General features: G+C 44.9%; 22 protein-coding genes and 2 tRNA genes. 8 read left to right on the top strand and 16 right to left on the bottom strand.

The window, feature by feature from the left end:
* Positions 1–67: 67 nt before the first annotated feature.
* Complete coding sequence (gene dinB / locus HF322_RS02730; protein WP_169391833.1) at positions 68–1,189, bottom strand: DNA polymerase IV; 1,122 nt, start codon at positions 1,187–1,189, stop codon at positions 68–70.
* Between the two features lie 479 nt (positions 1,190–1,668).
* Complete coding sequence (locus HF322_RS02725; protein ID WP_169391832.1) at positions 1,669–2,148, bottom strand: GNAT family N-acetyltransferase; 480 nt, start codon at positions 2,146–2,148, stop codon at positions 1,669–1,671.
* Positions 2,149–2,358: 210 nt separating this feature from the next.
* Between HF322_RS02725 and HF322_RS02720 the strand changes: the two genes are divergently transcribed.
* Both HF322_RS02720 and clpB read left to right on the top strand, forming a co-directional pair.
* Positions 2,359–3,447 (top strand): DNA topoisomerase IB, encoded by a 1,089-nt coding sequence (locus HF322_RS02720; RefSeq protein ID WP_169391831.1) that lies wholly within the window; start codon positions 2,359–2,361, stop codon positions 3,445–3,447.
* Positions 3,448–3,658: 211 nt separating this feature from the next.
* A complete protein-coding gene (gene clpB / locus HF322_RS02715) occupies positions 3,659–6,253 on the top strand; it encodes an ATP-dependent chaperone ClpB (protein ID WP_169391830.1) in 2,595 nt (864 codons plus the stop codon).
* A 127-nt stretch (positions 6,254–6,380) separates the two neighbouring features.
* Here the strand turns inward: clpB and HF322_RS02710 are convergent, their stop codons facing one another.
* From HF322_RS02710 to dnaQ, 8 genes are all read right to left on the bottom strand, one after another.
* Positions 6,381–6,725, bottom strand: a complete 345-nt coding sequence (locus HF322_RS02710; protein WP_169391829.1) for a hypothetical protein — start codon at positions 6,723–6,725, stop codon at positions 6,381–6,383.
* 163 nt (positions 6,726–6,888) lie between these two features.
* Positions 6,889–7,230 carry a DUF3144 domain-containing protein gene (locus HF322_RS02705; protein ID WP_375138518.1) on the bottom strand — a complete coding sequence of 114 codons (342 nt, stop codon included), beginning with the start codon at positions 7,228–7,230 and terminating at the stop codon, positions 6,889–6,891.
* Between the two features lie 91 nt (positions 7,231–7,321).
* Complete coding sequence (gene metK / locus HF322_RS02700) at positions 7,322–8,488, bottom strand: methionine adenosyltransferase (protein WP_169391827.1); 1,167 nt, start codon at positions 8,486–8,488, stop codon at positions 7,322–7,324.
* 293 nt (positions 8,489–8,781) lie between these two features.
* Complete coding sequence (gene nth / locus HF322_RS02695; RefSeq protein WP_188211213.1) at positions 8,782–9,426, bottom strand: endonuclease III; 645 nt, start codon at positions 9,424–9,426, stop codon at positions 8,782–8,784.
* A gap of 123 nt (positions 9,427–9,549) precedes the next feature.
* A complete protein-coding gene (locus tag HF322_RS02690; protein ID WP_169391825.1) occupies positions 9,550–10,386 on the bottom strand; it encodes an RnfABCDGE type electron transport complex subunit B in 837 nt (278 codons plus the stop codon).
* A gap of 67 nt (positions 10,387–10,453) precedes the next feature.
* Complete coding sequence (gene nudC / locus HF322_RS02685; RefSeq protein ID WP_223193134.1) at positions 10,454–11,326, bottom strand: NAD(+) diphosphatase; 873 nt, start codon at positions 11,324–11,326, stop codon at positions 10,454–10,456.
* A 3-nt stretch (positions 11,327–11,329) separates the two neighbouring features.
* Positions 11,330–13,012: a hypothetical protein gene (locus HF322_RS02680; protein ID WP_169391824.1), complete on the bottom strand. Its 1,683-nt coding sequence runs from the start codon at positions 13,010–13,012 to the stop codon at positions 11,330–11,332.
* A gap of 162 nt (positions 13,013–13,174) precedes the next feature.
* Positions 13,175–14,626 (bottom strand): DNA polymerase III subunit epsilon, encoded by a 1,452-nt coding sequence (gene dnaQ / locus HF322_RS02675; protein WP_169391823.1) that lies wholly within the window; start codon positions 14,624–14,626, stop codon positions 13,175–13,177.
* 191 nt (positions 14,627–14,817) lie between these two features.
* Between dnaQ and HF322_RS02670 the strand changes: the two genes are divergently transcribed.
* Positions 14,818–15,423, top strand: coding sequence for a hypothetical protein (locus tag HF322_RS02670; protein ID WP_308811472.1), 606 nt, complete (start codon positions 14,818–14,820; stop codon positions 15,421–15,423).
* Positions 15,424–15,438: 15 nt separating this feature from the next.
* Positions 15,439–15,744, top strand: a complete 306-nt coding sequence (locus HF322_RS02665; RefSeq protein WP_169391822.1) for a hypothetical protein — start codon at positions 15,439–15,441, stop codon at positions 15,742–15,744.
* A gap of 80 nt (positions 15,745–15,824) precedes the next feature.
* On the opposite strand, the gene HF322_RS11625 is transcribed toward HF322_RS02665, so the two are convergent.
* On the bottom strand, positions 15,825–16,553 hold the full coding sequence (locus HF322_RS11625; protein ID WP_223193133.1) for a YkvA family protein: 729 nt from the start codon (positions 16,551–16,553) through the stop codon (positions 15,825–15,827).
* Between the two features lie 287 nt (positions 16,554–16,840).
* Between HF322_RS11625 and HF322_RS02655 the strand changes: the two genes are divergently transcribed.
* Both HF322_RS02655 and HF322_RS02650 read left to right on the top strand, forming a co-directional pair.
* Entirely contained in the window at positions 16,841–18,079 is a 1,239-nt protein-coding gene (locus HF322_RS02655; protein ID WP_169391821.1) for an LD-carboxypeptidase, read from the top strand.
* Positions 18,080–18,284: 205 nt separating this feature from the next.
* Entirely contained in the window at positions 18,285–18,551 is a 267-nt protein-coding gene (locus HF322_RS02650; protein WP_169391820.1) for a hypothetical protein, read from the top strand.
* 54 nt (positions 18,552–18,605) lie between these two features.
* On the opposite strand, the gene HF322_RS02645 is transcribed toward HF322_RS02650, so the two are convergent.
* Together HF322_RS02645 and HF322_RS02640 are read right to left on the bottom strand one after the other, a co-directional pair.
* Positions 18,606–18,692, bottom strand: a tRNA-Leu gene (locus tag HF322_RS02645).
* A 104-nt stretch (positions 18,693–18,796) separates the two neighbouring features.
* Positions 18,797–18,870, bottom strand: a tRNA-Cys gene (locus tag HF322_RS02640).
* A gap of 312 nt (positions 18,871–19,182) precedes the next feature.
* Between HF322_RS02640 and folD the strand changes: the two genes are divergently transcribed.
* Together folD and HF322_RS02630 are read left to right on the top strand one after the other, a co-directional pair.
* Complete coding sequence (gene folD / locus HF322_RS02635; RefSeq protein ID WP_169391973.1) at positions 19,183–20,085, top strand: bifunctional methylenetetrahydrofolate dehydrogenase/methenyltetrahydrofolate cyclohydrolase FolD; 903 nt, start codon at positions 19,183–19,185, stop codon at positions 20,083–20,085.
* A 1-nt stretch (position 20,086) separates the two neighbouring features.
* A complete protein-coding gene (locus HF322_RS02630; protein WP_169391819.1) occupies positions 20,087–20,560 on the top strand; it encodes a phosphate-starvation-inducible protein PsiE in 474 nt (157 codons plus the stop codon).
* A 96-nt stretch (positions 20,561–20,656) separates the two neighbouring features.
* Here HF322_RS02630 and HF322_RS02625 read toward each other — a convergent pair whose 3' ends face one another.
* The 3 genes from HF322_RS02625 to corA all read right to left on the bottom strand — a co-directional run bounded on the left by HF322_RS02625 (position 20,657) and on the right by corA (position 25,170).
* Positions 20,657–22,087, bottom strand: a complete 1,431-nt coding sequence (locus HF322_RS02625; RefSeq protein ID WP_169391818.1) for a di-heme oxidoredictase family protein — start codon at positions 22,085–22,087, stop codon at positions 20,657–20,659.
* A gap of 91 nt (positions 22,088–22,178) precedes the next feature.
* Positions 22,179–23,771, bottom strand: coding sequence for a chromosome condensation regulator RCC1 (locus HF322_RS02620; protein ID WP_169391817.1), 1,593 nt, complete (start codon positions 23,769–23,771; stop codon positions 22,179–22,181).
* A gap of 184 nt (positions 23,772–23,955) precedes the next feature.
* Entirely contained in the window at positions 23,956–25,170 is a 1,215-nt protein-coding gene (gene corA / locus HF322_RS02615; RefSeq protein WP_169391816.1) for a magnesium/cobalt transporter CorA, read from the bottom strand.
* Positions 25,171–25,173 lie beyond the last annotated feature (3 nt).

The following is a 25,173-nucleotide window of genomic DNA, read 5'->3' as shown; positions in this document are numbered from 1 at the left end:
GCGGACGTTTTGGTCATTTAAAGCTTTTTTAAATCAAAAATAGCCTAAGTGTTATAGACATTAAACGCTAAAATAAGTCTAACTGCGGTGGCTGATAATCAGCAGGAACTAAAGAGGAATAAGTCACGCCCACCAAGCGAATAGCTTTATCGCGCGGAACCTCCAAAAATAGCTTATCTAGCCAATAATGCGCGGACTGCGCCGAATCAAAAGGCGATGATAACGTATGAGCACGTGTTAATTGGGTAAAGTCGGCAAATTTAACCTTTAACGTGATGGTAAAGGCGATCAGGTTTTTTTGTTGAAGCTGATAAAAGGCATCGGCATTTTGTTCATAAATATGGGCTTTTAACGCAGCGTTATCTTGTGGGTTATTTCCTAAGTTGTCGCTAAAGGTCGTTTCCGAACCGACCGATTTGTGCTGCCGTTTGGCTTTGACTGGACGATGGTCGTAACCATTCGCAATGTCATGATAAAACTGACCACGTTTGCCAAACTCCTGAATCAAAGTTGCCACCGGAATGCGGCGTAACTCTGCGCCATTACTGACGCCAAGCTCATGCAATCGCTTTGCCGTTGCCCGACCAATCCCATGAAAGCGCTCAATGGCAAGCTGACTGATAAACGCCTCGGATTGCGCAGGCGTAATGACCGCTGTGCCGTTGGGCTTATTTAAATCCGAGGCGATTTTGGCAAGCATTTTGTTAAATGATACCCCTGCCGAGGCGGTCAGTCCCATTTCTTGCAAAATTTGCGCCCGTAGCCAATTTGCCATCCGCGTTGCCGAACCTTGATGACAGTCAAGACCCGTCACATCAAGGTAGGCTTCATCAAGCGATAGCGGCTCAACGATGGGGGTAAGACTGAGCATGATCGCGCGGATTTCAAGGCTGACTTTGCGATAAACCTCAAATCGGGGTCGCACGAAAATCGCCTCAGGGCAGCGTTTTTTTGCCTCAAAGCATGACATCGCCGAGCGAACGCCAAACTTACGAATCTCATAGCTTGCTGCCGCGACCACACCGCGACCGTTTGGGTCACCACCAACGACTAACGGCTTACCGCGAAGCTCCGGAAAGTCGCGCTGTTCAACGCTTGCATAAAAGGCATCCATGTCTAAATGAATGATTTTTCGCGGGGCAGTCGTGATGCTATCTTGGGCATTTTGCAAAGGAATAAAAGCAGTCATGACCGCTATTTTAGCTTAGTTTTACAAGATATTAGAGGGAAATTTTGCGATAAAAATCTTTTACAAAAAAGAATTTTTCAAACAGTGATATGACAACTTAGCTATAAATACTTCAGCATTAATCAGGAGTTTTATAAGGGTAATTTCAATTAATGCTAACCTTATAAACATAATTTACTGCTTAGTTTACTGTTATTAAGGCGTGTTTTACCGCTTGCGCGTTAGCTGTCCTTGATATAATTTGCCTAAGTATTTTGGCAAACGCGTTGCCGGTCGAGCAACGAAGATCCACTTAGAATTAAAGCCATGGGGCAATTGCTATAGGGTTTGATAAGCTCAAGCAGAATTATGAAAATATGGTCGCGCTCGCTTGTACTTATCTTTTGCTGACATTATGAATATTCAAAACGCCCTAAAAAACGCTAAGCGCAATCTTAGCGTTTTTTTTGTTTTGAAAAATATTTTATAAAACGGATAGTTCATAAATATTTACGGTATTGAATCATGTCCGTTTGAGTGGCAAGCGTGTCATAAAGCCGTCGCGCTGTTTTATTACTGTCCTGCGTCGTCCAATAAACGCGGTTGCAGTTTTGCTCGCTTGCAAACTGATAAATATGCTCGATAAGCGCGCGACCGACGCCTTGACCGCGAACTGACTCACTAACAAATAAATCTTCAAGATAGCAGCAATCGGTCGCATTCCAAGTGTTCGGATGGATAACCGTGTGAACGATTCCGACTAGTCTGTTATTACCTAAGCTATCATCTTGAAACGCGCCAAAACCAAAAACAGGCGTGTTACTGTTCATGAGCTTTTGCCAAGTAGCGTTGGTGATTTGTGTGGGCAAACTGGTTTCATAAAACGTCAAATAGCCTTGCCATAAATCAAGCCAAGCGTCAAAGTCTTGCTCGGTAAGGGCAGCAATGCGAATAGAATTATTAAAATTTAATTTATTCATGATTTTTCTACGAAAAGTTAATAATAAATTATGCCCGAAAACTCAACATTTAATAACCCTTTTCTAATTTTTAAAGCGCTCTAATTTACATAGCCTTACACATTATCTTGTCAATGCTCACAGTAAAAAACGGTGGTCTTAATTATTCTAAAGTTATTCTTTTTGAAATTATCTTTGTTAACTGCCTTTAGCTATGAGACACGCCAACTTATGACCGAAACCGCCGCCACTATTTCCGAGCGCCACGATTACGAGCGTCTAGCGGAACTTGCCAATTTACGCTATGTCAGCGATATTGAGTCAGGATTTACCCGAAAGCGGCGCGGTCGCGGCTTTACCTATCAAGACGGCGCGGGCAAAACAGTCACCTGCAAAACCCTTCGAGCGCGTTTTGAGGCGCTAGTTATCCCGCCGATGTGGTCGGAGGTTTGGATTTGCCGCGACGACACGGGGCATTTGCAAGCGACCGGTCGCGATGACAAAGGTCGCAAGCAGTATCTGTATCACTCAAAATGGGACAACGTCCGCGACCATGCCAAATTTGTCGCCATGATTGACTTTGCAAGTGCGCTACCAAAGCTTCGCGCTCAAGTGGAAAAGGATTTAGCTGCCCCTGAATTGTCCCGTGAAAACGTGTTAGCAGCAGTGATTAAGTTACTTGAAACTACTTTAATTCGCGTTGGTAATAGCCGCTATGCCAAGCTCAATAAAAGCTTTGGTTTAACTACGCTTCGAAGTCGCCATGTGACCGAAACTGACGACGGCTTAGCCTTTGATTTTGTTGGCAAAAGTGCCAAATCGCACCATATTGAACTTCAAGATGAACGCTTAATTGCGATTATCCAAGCGTGTTCGGAGCTTCCGGGCTACCAAATTTTTAAATATCTGGATGAAAATGGTACTAAACAAGTCGTCGATAGCGGCACGATTAACGCCTATTTGCGAAAGCACTGCGGGAATTGCGACGACTTTAGCGCTAAAGACTTTCGAACGTGGATGGCAAGTGTGTTAGCAGCAAGTTATCTTTATGATGAATTATCAGGCGAACAGAGAGTTATTTTAGACAGCGTACCTAATAGCAAAGCGCGGCAAAAATTGGTCACTGAGATGGTAAAAAACGTCGCCGCCGAGCTTGGCAATACGCCAACCGTTTGCCGAGCATCCTATATTCATCCTGAAATTATTGAACGTTTTTTAGCGGGAACGTTTTTTCAGGAGTATAAAAATGCCCGCCGCGGTCGAACGCGTACCCATCAAAGTATTGAGGAAAAGGCGCTGATTGCGTTTTTGTCTAAATAAATTTTATGTGATAAAAACAACAAAAAATCCGCGCCTTTTAGCATGAAAATCCACCCAAAAAACATCTTGACTTTTTAAAATTTATGCTTGAAAAAGACATAAGCTACCTTATATAGAAGAAAGTGGACAAAACGTCAATCAAACTTGGTGCAAGTTGGCAATAATAAAAGCAAATAATGTCGCCAAAGCACTCTTATTAAAAGGATAAAACATGAGATTTGAAAAATTTACCCAAAAGCTGCAATTAGCAATTTCTGAAGCGCAAAGTCTTGCCATCGGTCGCGACAATACAGGAGTTGATCCGGTACATTTGCTTGCCGTCCTTTTGCAAGATGAAGCCAACCTTGCCATTTGTCAGCAGGCAGGCGCGTCGATTCCGGCATTAAAAAATGGCGTGGCAAAAGCGCTTGAGAGCCAAGCAACCATTGCCAATCCAACCGGTGAGGTTAATTTAAACCCCGATTCGGTCAAGATTTTAAACCTTGCCGACCGTCAAGCGCAAAAAGCCGGCGACGATTTTATTGCCACCGAATGGGTGCTGCTCACGCTTGCAGAACAAGGCAATACCAAAAAAATCTTTGAGGCTGCCGGAACCAGTGCGGCAAAATTAAAAGCCGTCATCGAACAACTTCGTGGGGATGACACCGTGACTAACCAGAACGCCGAAGACCAACGCGATGCGCTGAACAAATACACCGTGAACTTAACTGAGCGCGCCGAGCAAGGTAAGCTTGACCCTGTGATTGGTCGCGATGAAGAAATCCGCCGGACGATTCAAGTACTTTCGCGCCGAACCAAAAATAACCCCGTTCTCATTGGTGAGCCGGGTGTTGGTAAAACCGCGATTGTTGAAGGCCTTGCGCAAAAAATCGTTAATGGCGACGTTCCTGAAGGGCTACGCCGAAAAGAGGTGTTATCACTTGATTTGGGCGCGCTGATTGCCGGTGCAAAATTTCGCGGTGAGTTTGAAGAGCGTCTAAAAGCGGTGCTTAACGACTTGGCAAAACAAGAAGGCAACGTCATTTTATTCATTGACGAGCTGCATACCATGGTCGGCGCAGGAAAAGCAGACGGCGCGATGGATGCCGGAAACATGCTCAAGCCGGCCTTAGCTCGCGGCGAGCTGCACTGCGTTGGCGCAACGACACTTGATGAGTACCGCCAGTACATCGAAAAAGACGCCGCCCTTGAGCGCCGCTTCCAAAAAGTCTTGGTCGATGAGCCAAGCGTTGAGGACACCATTGCGATTTTACGCGGTCTAAAAGAGCGCTATGAGCTGCATCATGGCGTGGACATTCAAGACAGCGCAATCATTGCCGCCGCGCGAATGAGCCACCGCTACATTACCGACCGAATGTTGCCTGATAAAGCCATTGACTTAGTTGATGAAGCGGCAAGCCGCCTGCGCATGGAAATGGACAGCAAACCGGAAGCGCTTGATAAGCTTGATAGCCGCTTGATTCAGCTAAAAATGCAGCGCGAAGTGCTTAAAAACGAAGAAGATGCCGGCGCGCAAGCCGAAACCAAATCGTTAAATGAGCAAATTGACGAGCTTGAAAAAGAATACGCGGATTTAAACGAAGTTTGGCAAGCTGAAAAAGCGCTGATGCAAGGCAGTCAGCAGTATAAAGAAGACTTGGACAAAGCACGGATTCAGCTTGAGAAAGCCACGCGTGATGGCGACTATGCCGAAATGTCACGGCTGCAATATGGCGTCATCCCTGAGCTTGAAAAACGCATTCGTGATACCGATTTGGCGGAGCAAAAAGAGCAATCAGATGCCCCAAACATCAAGCTATTGCGTAACAAAGTTACGGATAATGAGATTGCCGAAGTCGTCAGCGCAGCCACCGGAATTCCAGTTGCTAAAATGATGCAAGGCGAGCGCGATAAAATGCTGGCGATGGAAGAAAAACTGCATGAGCGCGTCATTGGTCAAGATGAAGCGGTCGAAGCGGTTGCCAATGCTGTTCGCCGAAGCCGAGCAGGACTTTCTGATCCCAATCGTCCTTCTGGCTCATTTTTATTCTTAGGACCTACAGGGGTTGGCAAAACGGAGCTGACCAAATCGCTTGCTAACTTTTTATTTGATAGCGAGGACGCTATGGTTCGCATCGATATGAGCGAATTTATGGAAAAACATAGCGTCAGCCGCTTGGTGGGCGCGCCTCCTGGGTATGTGGGATATGAAGAAGGTGGCGTGTTAACCGAAGCGGTTCGCCGAAAACCTTATAGCGTGGTGCTGTTTGATGAGGTTGAAAAAGCGCATCCGGATGTCTTTAACATTTTGTTACAAGTGCTTGATGATGGTCGCTTGACCGACTCGCAAGGTCGTGTGGTTGATTTCAAAAATACCGTGATTATCATGACCAGTAACTTAGGCTCGCACAAAATCCAAGAGATGGCAGGCAAAAGCTATGAGGACATCAAAGCCGAAGTCATGGACGCGGTTGGCGAGCATTTCCGACCTGAATTTGTAAACCGGATTGATGAAATCGTCGTCTTCCATCCGTTAGGTCAAGCGCAAATGGCAGGAATCGCCGACATTCAAATCGAGCGTTTGCGTCGCCGATTGCAAGATCGCGAGCTTGACATTACGCTAACGGATGAGGCAATGAATCAACTGGTTTCGGTTGGTTACGATCCGGTTTATGGGGCGCGACCACTCAAACGCGCCATTCAGCAGGAAATTGAAAATCCGCTATCGCTACGACTGCTTGCCGGTGACTTTGTGGCAGGCGATATCATCAAAGTCGATGTTGGTGATAATGGCAAGCTGACTTTTGATAAATTAAGACTCAGCTAATCGTTTGGTTTAAATCTTAGAATTTCTAAATTTTAAAGTATAGCTTTTTAAAAAGCCCCGAAGCTCATTTGGTTTCGGGGCTTTTTTTTGGTTAACAGTTTTTTAACTTTGGCAATGACACGAAACGTTATGAGCATTCGCCTTTTGTAAAGCCAATTGCCTCAGGCGTCCCACAAGCGGAGCAGGCATTTCCTGCTGTTTTGTAGCTGATTTTCCCTTGTGATTTGGTTTGGACACAAACGGGATCATATTGCATCGTGCAAATATTTTTGTCCGGATTAAAAGGCGGGCAAGTAGTAAACGCATTTTCTGGAGTTGACGTTTTAGGCATGGGTGTATTTATGGTTGTATTATCAATCGTTTTTGCAGGTTGCGTGTTATTACAGCCTGCTAATAATAATGGTAAAGATAGGGCAGTGGATAGTAGCGCTGCTTTACTTTTTACTCGAAAAGTTTTTGTATAAAACCTCATGATAATTCCTCCTTGATGGTCAATGATCAAAAGATCATAACGGAAAAAGCCGCTAAAAATAGTGCCTTTTTATAAAGTTTTAATAAGTAGTTATGATGACAAAGCAAAAAAATAGCCCACGATTAAGTGAGCTGTTTTTTAACGACTTAAGCAGATTTTTGCGTTATTTGTCATTATCGCTTTGATTTAATTGAACATATTTATCAAAGTTTTGCGCGTAATCGGTCACATTATCGCTGAGCATTTGCCGATATTGTTTAACGTAAAATTCAACAATGTCATCTTTTTCTTTCGCAAAATCATCGCCTTTCACAAAGCCAATGGAGGCGACAGAAGCGCTATATCGAGCCGCCGCGTAAAGCAGCGATGCGCCCACTTGACCTGAATGCGCCTCATTTCCTAACTGGCTGTTGGCAAGGCTGATAATGGCGTCGGCGCGTTGATAAAACGCTTGCATTTCAGGAGTGACTTCAACGGTTTCGGCGTCATTAATATTGTCATCAATCGCGGCGTTTTTGGTAATTTTTGCATCGTCAATATCAGGATGGTTATCCGTCATGTTTTGTTCCTTATTTTAAATCATGTTTTAAAGCAAATTACCAGCGGGCATCATTGCGCAAAATGTCAACTTTATCCGTTTTTTCCCAAGTAAAGGCGCGATCAGAACCGGTGCGACCAAAGTGACCAAAGGTTGCGGTTCGCTGATACATCGGCTGCAAGAGATCAAGCATTTTGGTGATGCCATAAGGTCGCAAGTCAAAATGGGTTCGGATCAAGCGGATGATTTCTTCATAGCTGACTTTGTTGGTGCCAAAGGTATTGACCGAAATGGAAGTCGGCTCGGCAACGCCAATCGCGTAGCTGATCTGAACTTCACAGCGATCGGCAAGCCCTGCTGCAACGATATTTTTTGCCACATAGCGAACGGCGTAAGCGGCGCTACGATCCACTTTTGAAGGGTCTTTGCCACTAAAAGCGCCGCCGCCATGACGCGCCATGCCGCCGTAAGTGTCAACGATGATTTTACGACCGGTAAGCCCCGCATCCCCTACAGGACCCCCGATGACAAATTTGCCGGTCGGGTTGATGTGATAGCGCGTTCCTTGATGCAAAAGCTCAGCTGGCAAGACTTGCTTGATGATCATCTCCATCACCGCTTCTTGCAAGTCTTTTTGGGAAATGCTTGGGTCGTGTTGGGTTGACAGCACCACCGCATCAATCGCTGAAGGTTGATTGTTCTCGTATTTTAGCGTTACCTGAGCTTTGGCGTCAGGACGAAGCCAAGGCAACTCACCTGCGCGGCGAAGTTCTGACTGGCGCTCCATTAGGCGGTGGGCAAACTCAATTGGGGCAGGCATGAATACTTCAGTTTCGTTGCTGGCATAGCCAAACATCAAGCCTTGATCGCCTGCGCCTTGCTCTTCAGGGGAGCTTCTATCCACGCCTTGGGCAATCTCAGGGGATTGTTTGCCGATCATATTGATAACTGCGCAGGTCTCGCCATCAAAGCCTAAATCTGAGTGATGATAGCCGATGCCATTGACCGTATCGCGGACAAGGCGCTCAATATCGATGTTTGCGGTGGTGGTAATTTCCCCTGCCAAAACAACCGCGCCAGTTTTAACCAAGGTTTCACAAGCCACGCGAGCTTGCAAATCTTCGCGCAAAATGGCATCAAGAATGGCATCTGAGATTTGATCCGCCATTTTGTCAGGATGACCTTCGCTGACAGACTCTGAGGTAAATAAGTTGTATTCGCGCATAAACAATCACTTTTTAAAAACAATAAAAGAGGAAAAAGCCGTCAGCTAAGTGTCGCTTTTTATAATAGGAAATCAGGTCGCTGAGGCTTTTTAGATTAAAAAATTGCCTTATTCTACCTTGAAATGGTCAAAAACTCTAGTCGGCGGAGCGCTTGCTGCATCACTTGACTTAAAAATTGACGTTATCAATCCGCAAAAATCGTCTGATAATCAGCAGTTATGAAAACAAGTTGCTAAATTTTAAACTTTTTAAATTCAAAATTAGCATATCACCGCGCCGTTATCGAACTGTTTTACAGCTCCAAAAAGGCATGCTTGTCTTTAAACATACACTCATTAAACACAGGGCATTCACCGCATTTTGGCACTCTTGCCTGACAGGTATAGCGACCATGAAGCAGCAAATAATGATGAGCAAACATAATAAACTCATCAGGGGTGCGCTCAAGCAGTTTTTGCTCAACGATGAGCACGTTTTTGCCGGTAGCAAGTCCGGTTCGGTTGCCTACTCGAAAAATATGTGTATCGACTGCCATCGTTGGTTGACCAAACGCCGTATTGAGCACCACGTTTGCCGTTTTGCGACCAACGCCAGCAAGTGATTCTAAATCTTTGCGGTTGTCTGGAACCTTACCGCCAAAATTATCAAGGAGCATTTGGCAAGTTTTAATCACATTTTTGGCTTTAGCGTTATAAAGCCCGATGTTTTTAATATAAGGTTTTAAACCCTCAACGCCAAGGGCTAAGATAGCTTTTGGCGTATTGGCAACGGGAAACAGCTGACGGGTAGCGATATTGACGCTCACATCGGTTGCTTGCGCTGATAAAATCACCGCGATTAACAGCTCAAAATTGCTTTGATAATTCAGCTCTGTGACGGGTTCGGCGATGGTTGCGGCAAGTTTTTCAAAAAAAGGGTAAACGCTTGCGTTCGGCATTCGCCGTGATGGCGGCGTCTCGCTCGTTTTAGTGGTGACTCGTTTAGGCTTGTCAATCTTGGCGGCGGTCATGGCAATTTTTCTTTTTAGATGTTATTAAATAAGGTTGTAAATAAAACAAGGTCAAACAAGCGCCGCAAGTTCGGCTTGAAGCGCGATAAGCTCGCTTTGTTTTTGCGCATTTGGTCGAACGCTCAGCTGTTTTTCAAGTTTTTTGATTTTGGTTCGCAGCTTGGCGGCGGCAATGGTCGATTTGGCATCGGCTTCGCTGATATCTAAACTTTGGGCAGCAACGTTATTGATTTTAGCTTCCATCATGCTGACCACAGGCTTGGTATGACGGCTGTCGGCTAAGCTGTCTGCCACGCGGTTTAAATGATGGTAATATCGTGATTGCAAATCATGCTGCTCAATTTGCCGAATATCTGCGCTGATTTGCCGTGAAATGGGCACCAAATCAATGCAATCAACAGGGCAGGGCGCAATGCAAAGCTCGCAGCCGGTGCAAAGCTCAGTAAAAATGGTGTGCATGTGCTTGCCCGTGCCAATAATGGCATCGACGGGACAGGCTGGGATACATTTGGTGCAACCAATGCAGTCTGCCTCGCGGATGATGGCGCGCATTTCTTGCGGGCGACCGGTTATCGCGTCCGTTTCCCAGTTTGATTTGGCGGCGATAAGCGGCGGATTATTTTTTTGAACAATCTGACCAATCGTATCCGTAACTGGCTGACCGCCCGGAACGCATTTATTATGCGGCTCACCGTTAATGACAATGGCGGCAGCATAAGGCAGGCAGCCATCTGGATGATCACAAAGTCCGCATTGGGTTTGCGGTAGCACCTCATTGATTTGCGCGATTTTTTGCTGAATATCAAGCGGCTGCTGATCAAGCGTTAAGGGCTTAAATAATATCGGCAGCTCAACAAAGGGCAGCAAGTTTGGAACGGTTTGGCTCATAGTTTGACAAATTTATTGGCTTAGCAGGCGGCAGTTTTTTCTTGGCTTTTTTAAATAATTTAATCACTTAAGCATTGAGATCAATCTGATGCTCGGCGGCAACTTTGGCAATCAAATCAAACGCAATGCTGCCTTTAAACGGAATTTTAGGAAGGTCGGTTAAATCAAAAAAATTCGCGTGTGACAGCTCGTCTTCTTGAATAATAATGTCGCCGCTTTGGTACTCCGCGCGAAAGCCGAGCATTAAATTGGACGGATAAGGCCAAGGCTGACTGCTGATATAGCGAATATTGGTGACTTCAATACCCACTTCTTCTAAAACCTCGCGCGACACGGCATTTTCTAAGCTTTCACCGACCTCGACAAAGCCAGCAATTAAACCATATTGTAGCGGCAATACCGTTTGACCATAACGGTGATGGTACGCAAGTAAAATCTGCATGACGCCTGTTGTTGGATTATGTCGCGTAATTGCCGTGATCACACAAGGCTGAATCCTTGGATATTGCCGCAATTGGCAAGTTGCGCAAATCATCGCGCGCTCACCAAGTGGCGCAGCGGTAACCGTACCAGCGCAGCGGCTACAAAATCGGGTATCCGCTTGCCAACGTAGCAGCTGAATCGCTTCGCTAAGCCTTGATCCCAAATCCGGCGCTACAATCGGCACCAACGTTCGATAATTAACAAACTCAACTTTTCCTGAAATCTCGGGCAGCGCGATATGATGCGCTTGAGCAAAGGTTGAAGTCATAACAAACCCAGCTGACATTACATGTTGAAAATCTTTATCATCCGGCTGATCGGACAATGGCGCAAAGCCAAATTGATAGTCAAGACTGGCAATTTGCTCAGTGGCAAACGGTAGGGTAATTGGTTGCCAATGAGCATCAAGCTGCTGGCAAAGGACATTGTCCCCATCAATAATAAGTGCAGTTGTCATCAATTATGCCGCCAACAATTGGCTTAAGCTTTGCTGAGCCACGTCCAATGATTGCTGATTGACCGGACGGTTATGCTCAAAGCTTTCTAAGCGATAATCGACCGACATCATCACATTGGCAATGTAAGTCAGCGCCTGATCACTTAGCGGCAAATCAGCGCTCAACTGCGCGTCAATATAGGTTGCCAATTGGCTAAGCATGGTCGCTGAAATCGGTAAGCGCAAAAAGCGCACCGCCCCTGCCACCTGACGGATCATCTCCGGCGTATTTTGAATGTTTAAAATATCGCGAGTACTGTCTGCCAAATAATCATTGAGCGCTTGCTCTGCTGAAGCAATCGCCGTTCGGCTTTCTTGAATTAAGGTTTCGTAAGCGGTATCCAATTGATGCAAAGAGATATTATGATTATGCAGTGGCAATTTGACGGCGCCTGGCGTTCGCAATTTTGCCATTGTAATAGTTGCATTCTCCGCACTCATCAGTGCCAAAAGCAGATGGTCAAAATCGCTTGGGGTTGGCGTTTGCCACTGACTCACCGCGCTTGCTGCTTGATTGAGCGCATCGGACGCCACAGTTAAGCCAAGAAGGCGCATGGTTGAGGCAAGCTGACGCAGTGCTTCGGTAATTTGCGCGGATTGCAGCTCCCCTGAAATCATGGTCTCACCGCGAGCAAAGCTATCAACTTCTTCTTTAATACTGCTAATTTGACCTTGGATCAAATCGTTCAAGGTGTCAGTCACTTGGCGATTAGGACCAAATAAAAACCGGCGCAGCTCCTTTTTTTGCTGAGCGCTCAATTGATTATGGGCATATTGCTTTTTAATATCTTGGGCAAGCGCATTGTCACGTTGGCAAGCCAGCGCGACCAAATCGGCAAATCGTGCATCCATGACAGGCAGGTAGTGATGAAATTGCTGCTCTAAATAAATGAGCGTGTGCTTTTGGTTTAAACTGAGCGGCAATAACGCCTCGATATTCATCACTGCCGCTGCTGCTGCTTGCCAAAACAGCGTTTGCGAATGGGCGGCAATCATCGCACAAGCCGCGCTCATCATAGTCAGCCGTTTTTTATCCGTATCATTAAGGCTGCCTTCTTGAAAACTGAGCGCCACATTTAGACCGCTGCGATAGGCGTTGGTTAATAAGTTTTGATCCAAACCAAGCTGAGATAACGGCTCAAAATTGTCCTCAGGGTTGGCAATCACCACGCTGCTGCTGCCAAACTTGGTAAAATAATCGGGGTCAATATGATCATTGCCGCCATAACTGTTCAGCTTATTGATGATGGGAAGCAGCAAACTTGGCTCAACCGTTTCCGTTAACAAGATAAATTCAATGTAGCGATCCAAAGTCATGATCGCCTCAGAAATATCCATAATCAAATCGGTATCGCTGTTGTCCGCGCCATCGTATAAATGCTGAAGTCCGTGAGCAATAGCCGTGGTCAACACCTGAGCACCTGTCAAAACCATCAATTCAAAAATGCAAGCCAACTGCTTTAACACTTCAATCGAGTCAAGCAATAAGGGCGCTTGCTCCAAATCGTCGTTAAATTCGCTCAAATGCGTTTCAGTGTCTTTTAAAATTGTTAAAATTTCATCGTGTAACAAATGCAGTGAGGGCAAATCAAAATTGGTCACGCTTAAATTGGGAGTTGCTAATGCTAAAGCTTCTGATTGGCTCATCGTTATTGTTCCCTAATTAACTCAAAAAGCAGCGCTTGACTGCCCTCAAGGTTAAAAGCAATTAAAAAAATGATTGATATAGTGGTGACTATTAAAAAAGGTTTTGCTAAGAAAAGCAATGCCTAAGCTTGAGCTTTTGTTGTCTAAATCATGATCTGGCGATTATTGCTGGGAAAGCTGAGCATTGAGCGCCGGATAGTCCGAAGCTAAGCTTGTCAGCCAATGCTCCTGCGCGGCTAAATCAGAACTTGATGCCACAAGCAATTGCGCTAGATTAGCAAACTGCGCGTGCGTTGTTTGGCTGCCATCAGCGGCAACGTCATCTTCAATGGCAAGCGATACTTGACCGCCGGTCATCGCTAAATAAACTTCAGCTAAAATCTCTGAGTCAAGCAATGCCCCGTGAAAGGTTCGGTCTTGTTTGCCAACATCAAGCCTGCGAACGAGCGCATCTAGCGTGTTTTTTTGTCCCGGATATTGCTGTTTGGCAAGCTGAAGCGAGTCAGTAACCGTCACTCGGCGCTCAAAATCATAAATGCCAAGTTTGCCAAATTCCATCGATAAAAACGTCATATCAAAGCTGGCATTGTGAGCGATGACCTCAGCGCCTTCCATAAATGCTAATAACGCCTTGGCGATTTGTTCAAAAGTCGGCTTATCCGCCAAAAATGCCTCAGAAATCCCATGAATTCGGATAACTTCTTCATCCATACCGCGATTAGGATTGATATAAACGTGAAGCTTTTCACCCGTAAATTTGCGACCGACCAGCTCAACAATCCCCACTTCAATGATGCGGTCGCCATTCATCGCATCAAGCCCCGTCGTTTCGGTATCCATAATCAGTTGGCGGTTGGGATGGTTTTGATGAATGGGGGTCGGTAGCAGCGGCGTAAAATACGGATTGGCGCGGCTGGTATCGCCGTCAAACTCCGGTATGATCTCAGCTTCGTTTTGATAGGTTGCTGACTCAGCCGTTAACGGCTCAGAAGACATTTCAGCGTCATCTTCTAACCTATCCTCATCATCCATCATATCAAACCCAAGTGGGTCTGAGCCGATCCAGCCCTCATTATGAGCGTCCGCATTATCCATGGTTAAAGGCGCCGTTGATTGAGTCATTGCTTTTTTTTTACCTGGATTGTCCGTATGACTTGAGGTGACCCCAAGATTGGCAAGCTGATCGGCAAGCTCATTTCCTGCGTGACCTGCATGACCTTTAACCCAATGCCAACTGACGCGCCGATGTTGGCAAAGCTGATCTAAGCGCTGCCACAAGTCTTGATTGGCAACGGGCTGCTTGCTCGACGTTTTCCAACCTCGAGCTTTCCAGCCGGCAAGCCATTCAGTGATGCCTTTTTTAACATAGCCTGAATCTGTCCAAACCTCAAGCGCATCGTGGTGGGGGCTGTATTCAAGCGCCGCAATCGCGCCAAGCAGCTCCATTCGGTTGTTGGTCGTTTGCGGCTCGCCCCCGTAAAAGTCTTGCGATTGACCATCACTAAATATCAAATGCGCCCCCCAGCCGCCCTTACCTGGATTGCCTTTGCAGGCGCCATCGGTATAGGCAATCGTTGTATTGGGTTTGGAAGCTAACGGATCAATTGGCGACATAAGGACTCAAAGGTTATCAACTCCCGATATTATAGCAAATCTTACGCTCACTTGGAAAAGCGCTTTTTTGCATAAATCGTGGTAAGCAGCAAACACGGATGCCAATTTCTGTTAAAATATCCCTAACTCAAACTTTTTAAATTCACCGTCATTGTGGCAGCAAACGCCAACCTCAACATTAAGGTCGCTGAATGATGTTATCTTGCTTTAGTTTAAATCTTGACCATCGCCGTCTTGCTAGCTTAACGATATTGCTTTCGTCAATGGCGGCAAGCGCTTTATTGTCTGGCTGTAGCGATAATAAATCTGCTCAAGATAACACGGCTACCAATACCGCAGTCAATACCAAAGCCAATGATTTGGCGGTATTTTCTGGCTGCTACACCGTAAGCCATGATGAACCGGCACAAATAAAAATCAGTGAGCAAAATGGCGCTTGGGTCATGCAAATGAAAGAGCCAAAAAGTGCCAATCGCGTTTGGGACAATCCTGAGCCGCTAGAAGCGCTTGATAAAGCCAATCTTAAAACTTATTTTTCAATTGATCCGGACAATGTGGACGCCGTAATTGCGCGCCCTGATAAGCAGCTGGTTATGGCGCACGTTTTGCCAGCTTATGCCAATATCGATCCACTTTTAGACAGTGAATATTTGGCATTTATTTATAAAGGCGCTAATACCATTTATAAAGTCGATTGCGATGACGTTAATGTTGATATTTTGGCAAATCCGCATGCCAATATCGTGATTGATAACGTAAATGACAGCAATAATAGCGGTTCAAAATCATTAAAATAAAATAGGGCAGCAGCAATGAACTTTTTGGGATATGTGATTTTAGGCGGTTTAGCTTATATGGCAGGATGGTTCATTCGCACCAAAGTGCTTGGCAACAAGCCCGCCCCAAAGACACCGTATCGCTTAACCCATCCGGTGATTTTAAGCTATTTGGGCGGGTTTTTTGTGTTGATGCTCATCATCTCGTTTTTAATTGGTCGCTTTATTTTAGGTCACAACTCATTGGATGTGATGTTTATTATTATTAATAGTTTGGCGGCAACGTTTGTCTTTTCATTTGGCATCAATCCTGAAAATGCCAATTATGACGTTCCAAATTAGGGGTTAATAAATACATCTTTATAAAAAAAACAATCATCGCCGTAATAGCCATGATTGTTTTTTTATCGAAAAAATAAAAATTAAGCGTCTTGTTTTTTAGCTTTGGAGTCGCTGTCGCCTTGCTGCTCTTTCCAAGCTTGGTATTCAAGCAAGTCCTTTTCAACCATTTTTAAGCAAAACGCAATCACTAACGCATCATCAACATAACCGATCACTGGAATAAAATCAGGGATAATATCAATCGGATTTAAAATATAAACCAAACCAATAACAATCGATGAGATGGATTTATAAGGGATTTTACGATAGTTGCCTTGATAGTAGTCTTTAATTAAGCTGATAAATAAGGAAATATCAGTGGTAAAGCGCTCAAGGTGAATGCTGTCTTTAAGCTTTTCTTTGATTTTTTCTTCTTCTTTAATGATAAATTCCATATCCGCGCCGAGCAGCTTTTTGTCTTTATCGTCAACGTCACTGTCTTGATCAATGGCTTGGTCACTGGATTTCTTAGCATCGTCTTTTTTATCAGATTTTGAAGCGTTGTCGCTGTCTTTGCTGCTTTGAGCTTTGCTGTCTTGATCATCGTCTTTATCTTTTGCGCTATCTGCTACTTTGTTTTTGTCAGCGCTGCTATCTTGGTTTTTATCACTGTCGTTTTTTGCCGTTTGGTTGTCTGTTTTGTTATCAGAGATTGACGACGAACTTTGTGCTGAATGAGTTGCTTGGTCATTGGCAGCGCTATCTTTTTGATGATCGGTTTGAGCATTTGCTGCAGTATCTTTATCTTTGGTCGAATTATTATCAGTCATGAAATTGGCTCCTAGTTATTGTCGTTATGGAATTTAGAATTATATTTTTAAAAGCGGTCAAGCAAAAATCACCATTAAGAAAGGTAAATTGAGCTGATTTTCGTCACGCATTTTTGCTACTATAACAACAGTTTTGCGCTAATAGCAAATGAGATTGGTTAATGATTTGTTATAGTGAATATAAAAAATTAAGTAACCTTATCTGTCAAGTAACGGTTAAGTAATCCTAAAACTTGCGGTATTGGCGCAGAGAAATTTAGCAATTAAAAAGTAGTAATGACATAGTAATGAATAAGGCAGTTGCGGACGCTCACACCGAAAATACCTCTAAGCTCAATCGGCGGCAGTTTTTAACGCGGTTGGGCGGTTATTCAGCAGCAGGGTGGTTGCTAGGTTCAGGGGCAGCTCGCGGTGCTGAGTTGGCAAATCTGCAAGTGGTAACTAAAGATGAAACCATAGTAGAAGAAACCACGGCGCCGCTTTCTAATGCCGTAGTAAAAGTCAGCCAATGCGTTTTACCTACGGTTGAAACTCGGCTATTTGGCAGCTCGAACGTCAGTAGTGATGTGGTTCGCAATAAACGCGCGCTATTGAGGCTGGCTTGCGCAGGATTTGATATTAAAAATCCTGAGATTGTCAATCGGCAGTATTTACGCTTTGCAGGAACAGATCGTCAGCGGGCAAGTGATTTGCAAAATATCGCAACCAGCGGTATTGCTGCGCCCAAATTGCTGATGGGCGTCGGCGGCGGCTATGGCGCAATGCGATTATTACCGCTGATTGATTGGGCAGCTTTGGGTCGGGTGTTAAAGGATCACGGAACAATTTTAGCGGGATTTAGCGATGTGACCGCGATTCAGTGTGCGTTACTGGCAAAAGGGGGCATGAGCTCGCTTGCCGCGCCCATGCTTAATAGCGAATTTGGTAAAGTGACGCCCGATAGCAATACCATACGGCAATTTGTCACCGCGTTGACGACGCCTAAACTTACCGTCAACGTTCAAAAACCCGATTTAACCGCAAAATCGCTGCCAATGATTTTAGCAAAAAATCCTGAGCAAGTGATTCAAGGGACGATTTGGGGCGGCAATTTAAGTGTGGTATCGGCGCTGGCTGGCAGTGAGTTTTTACCAAAAATCGACGGCGGCATTGTCTTTTTAGAAGAGGTGGGCGAGACGCCTTACCGCGTTGAGCGGATGCTTTATGATTTGTATTTGGCAGGCGCGTTTAAAGGTCAGCAAGCGATTGTGTTTGGGGCGTTGTCCGGCTTTAGTAAGGATGCTTATGACCCGCGCTATGATATGGCGGTGGTCGTTCAGCAGCTTTTTGAGTTAACCAAACTGCCGATTTATAGCGGGTTTGGCTTTGGTCATATTGCCAATAAACAAAGCTTTCCGCTTGGCGCTGAGTGCCAAATCAAGCCGTTAGCGCTTGATTCTAAGCTAGGGTTTAGTTTGACCTTTACTCATTATCCAACCATCACGCCCGATTTGATTTCCGCTGAAGGGCTTTTGCTGAGCTCATAATTGTGAGCCAAGTTGCAACTTAGCAAAAGCTATCTTCACGCTGCAATGATCAGCCAATTTTTAACTTGTGATGATCATCCTGTAGTATTTTTAAAGAAGCGGTTATGCCAAAACTTATTGGTAGCCATCAGTAGGCGTTTTTGTTTAAAAAAATGCCAGTGTTACCATCAGTATTGATAAAAAACTCTAAGCCGAGCAAAGCCGTTTGAACACAGCCGCGAGCTCGATTTTAGAAACCATTGTGGTAACTACCAAAAAAAGACCGATGGTAGTGAGCCAGGATAACGCCACTTATAACGCCAATGTAGCAACGGTCGGTTCAAAAACACCAGGATTTTTAGAAAATATTCTGCATTCAGTCAGGGTAGTAACCAAAGCTAAAATTGAAGATTTAAGCGCATTACCTAGTCTAAGTATCAAGAAAGTATCAAAATCGGAGTTTGCTGCTCAAAGCGCAAGGATGTCATTTTGAATTTCAAATAATAAAAAAGCCTTACAGCATATTTACTGTAAGGCTTTTGTATAATGGTACCCGGAGCCGGACTTGAACCGGCACGCTATTGCTAGCGAGGGATTTTAAATCCCTTGTGTCTACCAATTTCACCACCCGGGCAAAACTTGATTGAGCGTATCAGCGATTGGCTGCTTAACTCAGTGGTCGCTATTATAGGTTACTTTTTTAAAATTGCAAGTAAAATTTAACGACTTTTTTAAATTTGGAGGCTGGAGTCGGAATCGAACCGGCGTTAACGGAGTTGCAGTCCGCTGCATGACCACTCTGCCATCCAGCCCATCAAGGTGACCCATATTAGCAAATATTTTTTAAATTACAAGTCATTTTTTTATAAATTTGCGCAATTGTTAGCTTGCTATTGATTTTGTTGAATTATTTTATTAAAGATAAAAAATAAGAAATTATTGCTGACTTAAGCGTATGAGTTTTTTTGGGAGAATTTGCGCGAAAATCAGGCTTTCGGGTGGGTTTTTGACCTTAAGATAGGTACAATAAGGCTCAATTTTGCGCTACTTTGCCGCGCTTTATCTATGGAGCTGCTATGTCACAAGCTGAGATTACTGTAACGTCTAATGATGATTCAAACCGGATGTCAACGACTACGCCAACGACCGAAACTGCATCGGCTTTGGTGCTTGATGGTAAGGCACTGGCAAAAAAAATTGAAGCAAACTTAAGCGCTCGCGTAGAAAATTTAAAGCAAAAAACGGGTCGAACGCCGATTTTAGCGACGATTTTGGTTGGTGATGACCCCGCTTCTGCCACCTATGTTCGCATGAAAGGCAATGCTTGCAAGCGCGTTGGCATGGATTCGATGAAAGTTGAGATGCCAAGCGCGACCACGACTGAGGAGCTCAAAGCCAAAATTGATGAGTTAAATCATAATCCAGACGTTCACGGCATTTTACTTCAGCATCCAGTGCCAAGCCACATCGATGAGCGCGCCTGCTTTGAGCAAATCGACCTTGATAAAGATGTTGATGGCGTAACTTGTCTTGGTTTTGGGCGCATGAGTATGGGTGAGGCGGCGTTTGGCTCGTGTACGCCACAAGGTATCATGCATCTGCTGAATCATTATGGCATTGATCTTGCTGGTAAAGAAGCCGTTGTGGTGGGTCGCAGCCCAATCTTAGGAAAACCAATGGCGATGATGCTATTGAATGCCAATTGTACGGTGACGATTTGCCATTCAAAAAGCCAAGATTTGGCAAGTTTTGTGAAGCGCGCCGATATCATTGTAGGGGCGGTAGGCGTTCCAGAATTGATTCGCGCTGAATGGATTAAACAAGGTGCGGTCGTGGTTGATGCTGGATTCCATCCAACCGAATCAGGCGGCGTTGGCGATATTGAGCTTTCCGGATTAGAAAAGGTAGCGAGCGCTTATACGCCAGTTCCAGGTGGCGTTGGTCCTATGACCATTAACACGTTGATTCGCCAAACAGTTGCTGCTGCTGAAAAAGCGGCGGGGCTTGATGTCGATATTATGAGCTGATATGAGTAATCGCCATTGCCCCGCGTCGCTACAGTCGGCAGGTCGTACCTTTGTTGATCTATGCCACTATGCAATTTTATTTTTAATTACCGTGGTGGTGGTTTGGACGGCAGGAAAAGAGTTTGTTGTCATTCTTCAAAAGGGCGCGGCAGATTTAAAAGACATCTTGCTGCTGTTTATTTACCTTGAATTGCTCGCGATGATTGGCATTTATTTTAAAACCCACCGACTGCCAGTTCAGTTTTTAATTTTTATTGCCATCACTGCGCTGTCGCGGCATTTGGTGGTTGATGTTCAAGCCGTTTCAGATTATTTTCACTTGTGGCTGCTTGCAACGATTTCGATTGCGATTTTGGCGTTAAGTGGTTCGGTGGTGATTTTGACATGGACGGCAAAAACCTTTGGTAGCCCAGAGGATACGCTTGCCGACTACCAGCATCCGGTGAAACAAGAGAGCAATCCGCCGAAAGTTTAAATGCCTATTTAAATTAAACGGCTTCAAATTTAAACCACCATAAAAAACCCTAGAGCAATTGACGTGTTCTAGGGTTTTTATTAAATGCTAAAAAATTTAAATCCGGTTAATAAAGTTAAGCAGCGTTTGCTTTTTGCTATCGTCCAGTTTTTCAAATCGCGATTTTGCTGTTGCTGCTTCACCGCCATGCCAAAGAACGGCGTCGGTGATTGAGCTTGCGCGGCCGTCATGCAAAAAGCGCGCGTTTTGGTCTTTTGCAGTAATGCCAATGCCCCAAAGCGGCGGCGTTCGCCATTCAAAGCTTTCCGCGCCTTTTTCCTTCACGCCATCATCAAGTCCTGCGCCCATATCATGAAGAAATAAATCGGTGTAAGGGTAAATCACTTGATTGGCAAGTAGGGCAAAGCGCGGGCTGTTACCAGTTTTTTGCTTAGGGATGTGACAGCTTGCGCAGCCCACATCATCAAAAAGCTGAGCGCCTTCATTAAAGGTGGCTAAATTGTCAATCCGGCGGTCGGGAACGGCAAGGGCGGTCATAAAGTCGGTCACCGCATCAAGAACGCTGTCGCTAACTTCAGGGCTACCGCCATTTGGTAGCGTCCAGCAGCTTGGCTGATTGACCGTGCAATTGGGCGCTAAAAATACCGAGGAAGTTAGCCCCATATCTTGTGACATGGCATTGGCATTTTGAACGCGAAGGCTTGGATTGATGGCTTTCCAACCAAACCTACCCACCTTTTTTTGACCATGATCCTCAACAAAATGAACGCGACCTTTGACGCCGTCTTTTTTGGCATTGTTGCTAGCTGCAATAATATCGGCTTCAGGGATTAAATCAAGCAGTCCCATTCCAAGCAGCTGTGGGGAGATGCGACCGCTCATTGCAGTTGCGCCTAACGATTGATTGCTATCGCTTGGCGTAAAATTAAATTGGATTCCGGCAGGGTTTGTACTTGTCGCGGCGATTGGTGCAAAGCGGACGCGACCTTCGGGTAAAATGCTGGCATCAATACTTTGATGCTGAAGCTGTTCGCCAAAATCGGCATGCGCCAAACCATTTTTATCACCCAAACGAAATAAAATCGCATCGCTCAGCTCACCATTGGCGAGATAAACTGCTTTGCGACCTGAGTCACTATGGCACTGGGTACAAGCGTTGGCGTTAAATAGCGGGCCTAAACCATCAAGCAGCGGCTGACCTTGATTTGCCGGTTGCCACTGAGCCACAAATAATTCTCGACCGGTTGAGACGTTGCTAAATTCATGGCTTGGCAAGTTTGGGATAATTTGCAAAAACGGGCGGTAGCTGTCGCCTGCAATGGTTGCCGCGCCGCCGACTGGTTGCCAATTGATATCGGTAGGGTTTGAGTTGTCCGGAGTGATCGGCGGATTTAGCTGGCTTGGCGTAACATTTTCGCTGTCATCAGCGCCGCCGCAACCGCTAAGCAATAGCGCAAAGCTCAGAGCAGTCAAGGTTAGAACCGGTTTTTTGCTTGAAACGCGAGCGTTAAAAAAATGAATGGTCATGAACAACCCTAATAAAAAACGATGTTGGCAAATAAAAAAGGCGGCTCAACTTAAGCCCCCTTTGTTTGTGCTATTGCGGATAAGTAACCGTTTAATTGGCAGGAAAATCAACAACGATGGGCGTATTAAACATCCACGTATCAAGGGTATCTTTCTTACCTAGTGAACCCTCAAAGCTCCAGCCCCAACTAAAAATGCTGCCGTCTTTTTCTTTAGCAATTTGGTGCAGCGATCCCATTGCCATATTGTCAATCGCTTTCATATTTTGAAGTCGGTCTTCAGGCTCGTTGAGGTTGTCATAAACAGTTTTATCTTTACCATCAATATTTTTAGTTTCGCCGTACATGCCCCAAGGATAAGCTTTGCCGTCATTGAGTAGCGCGTAGCTTAAGTTGCCATTAGCAAATAGCCTGCGAACGGATTTATCTTGAAACCAAGGCAAGATTTTAGCCGTGGTTACGATACTGCCCCAAGATTTGTCGTTATCTTTAAATCCTGAACCGTTATAGCCGATTTGGCTTGTGGCATTCAGCCCCCAACCGTAAACGGTGTTTTTATTGGTGAGTGCCAAGACATGGTCGCGACCAGTTGCTAATTGGATAATTTTTTCATCTTGAGCGCTGATGTTGCTGACCGGAAGCAATATCGGGGTTGCTTGAACATCAACGCAACTAGCAGCTTTATTACACGGGGTTCCGCGACCAAAGTTGGCGTAAGCATCGCTGCCCCAACCCCAAACTTGACCTTTATCATCGAGCGCAAACGAAGAGTTGGCAGTTGCTGCCACTTGAATGATGCGACCAACATTTTCAGCTTTGGAAAAATCAACTTGAACTGGTGAGCTGCTGTCTGTCGCTTGACCATTGCCAAGCTGACCATTGCTTCCTGCGCCAAACGCCCAAACGTTACCATCGCCATCAAGCACTAAATTATGGCGATAGCCTGCTGCTATTGTCACGGCATTTGTCATATTGGGAATGGCGGCAATGGTCAATCGGCAGTCATTTTTTGCGGTCGTGCAGTTGTCGCGACCATTATTACCGCGACCTAATTGCCCCAATTTGTCCTCACCCCAACTGTAAACTTGACCGTTTTTATCGATAGTCAGCGAGTGGTTTTGGTTAAAACTTAAGCTGACCAAATCCGTTGGCGCATTATTAACCAATTTTGGCGTATCAGGATGGGTAGCTTCCCCAAACTTTGAAGTGATGCCAATGCCGGTTTGCCCAAAGTTATTGCGACCCCAACCAAAAAGTTTGCCGTCTTTAATCGCCCCCGAATGCGAATTTCCAGCGGCAATGGTGTCACCTAAATAAATGGCTTTATTTAGGCTTAATTGATTGCCAACCTTGTCCGTTGCCGTTAATTTAATGGCATTTTCACCGCGATTTAACGCGATAGTTTGCGCAAAATGACCATTATTATCAATGTTAAGAGCCGTTGGCGCGCCATCATTGATCTGATAAGTGACGGATTTGACCCCGCCATCATCTTTAGCATCGCCGACTAAAAATACGCCAGCAACGCTAGTGTGACCACTGGTAAAATTGTCATCCGTGGTTAATAACGGCGGCGTGACATCGCGAACGACGTTTGATTCATTGTCAGAATCATTATTGCAAGCACTAAGGACAAGGGCAGCAGCACTGAGCGCCACGGCTTGAGATAACTTGGATAATTGCATCATAACCTCATTTGAGCACAGGCTTAATGGGATATTAAGCGCAATAAATCTGTGATAACGAGCATCATCGTAGTAAGAATTGGCTCAAATAATATTACAATGTATAATGATTATCAATTATTTATTTACCAAATAAATGCTTTAAAAATTAATAATAAAATTTTTTATATTAAATATCAAATACTTAAAGCCATCCTAAACGTTTAAAGTTATAGTACAAATAGCTACAAAGCCCGCCAATGATGAGCATAATTACCAAATAAGAAAACTTCCAATGCAGCTCAGGCATAAAATCAAAGTTCATCCCATAAATTCCTGCAATCGCTGTTGGAACGGCTAAAATCCCTGCCCAAGCCGCAAGCTTACGAACGACTTCGTTTTGACCCATATTTACCATCGCAAGATAGGTGTTCATCACCACGCTGAGCATCTCATTTAAACCGTTAATGGCATCAAGCGAGTGTAATAAATGGTCGTTCACGTCGCGAAAATAAGGCTTTGCGGCTTGCGAGAAAGGGGAAACCAAATCGCTTTTTTTATGATTGATAAAAAAGCTACAAATGTCCTGAACCGGTAAAATAACCGCGCGCATATGCACCAATTGTGCTTTTAATTCATACAGATTTTGCAGCGTTTCTTTACTAAAAGTATAGGTAAAAATATTGCGTTCTTGCTCACGCAAATAACTGCCAAGGCGATCGGTGACCGGCATATAGTTATCAACGATAAAGTCAAGAATGGCGTGTAAGACAAAAATAGGTCCCATCCGCAGCTTTTCAGGTCGGCGGTGGCAGTGCTCGCGAACCGGCGCGTAAGAGTTTGAGGGACCATTTCGAATGGTAATTAAATAATTTTTGCCCATAAAAATGGCGGTTGTGCCATAGCGGATGACGTTATTTTCAAGCTTTGCCGTTCGAATGACCAAAAATATCGTATCGTTATCATAATTTTCGACTTTGGCGCGCTGATGGTCGGCAAAGGCGTCCTCGATCGCCAGCTCATGCAAATCAAAGGCGCTTTTAACGTCCTCAATAGTTTGCAAACTTGGGTCATAAAGCCCAAGCCAAATAAATTGACCGTTATTGGTTAAAGCGCGGCTCACGTCTTTAATTTCAAGACTATCGAGCTTCTCGCCCGTTTTTCGCGAGTACGAATAGCAGTTAACCACCTCATCAATACTGGTAAATTCAATATCCTCATAGCGCTCAGAGTCCGGATCATAGACCGTCATGGTCTCAATGGTGTCCTCAAGCGTGGCTTCTGAGTCGCCATAGATATAGCTGTCAGAGTCTAAATCGGCAAGTTCTGAGTGTTCATGAGTTGCAAATAAGCGGCTGGCATCGGGGTCAGAAGTGATTCGTGTGGTGATGGGGTTAAGCTTAGGATCATCGCGGCTCATGCC

Source organism: Psychrobacter sp. MF31 (assembly GCF_012847335.1).
GTDB lineage: Bacteria > Pseudomonadota > Gammaproteobacteria > Pseudomonadales > Moraxellaceae > Psychrobacter.
This window is presented reverse-complemented; position numbering and strand designations above follow the sequence as displayed.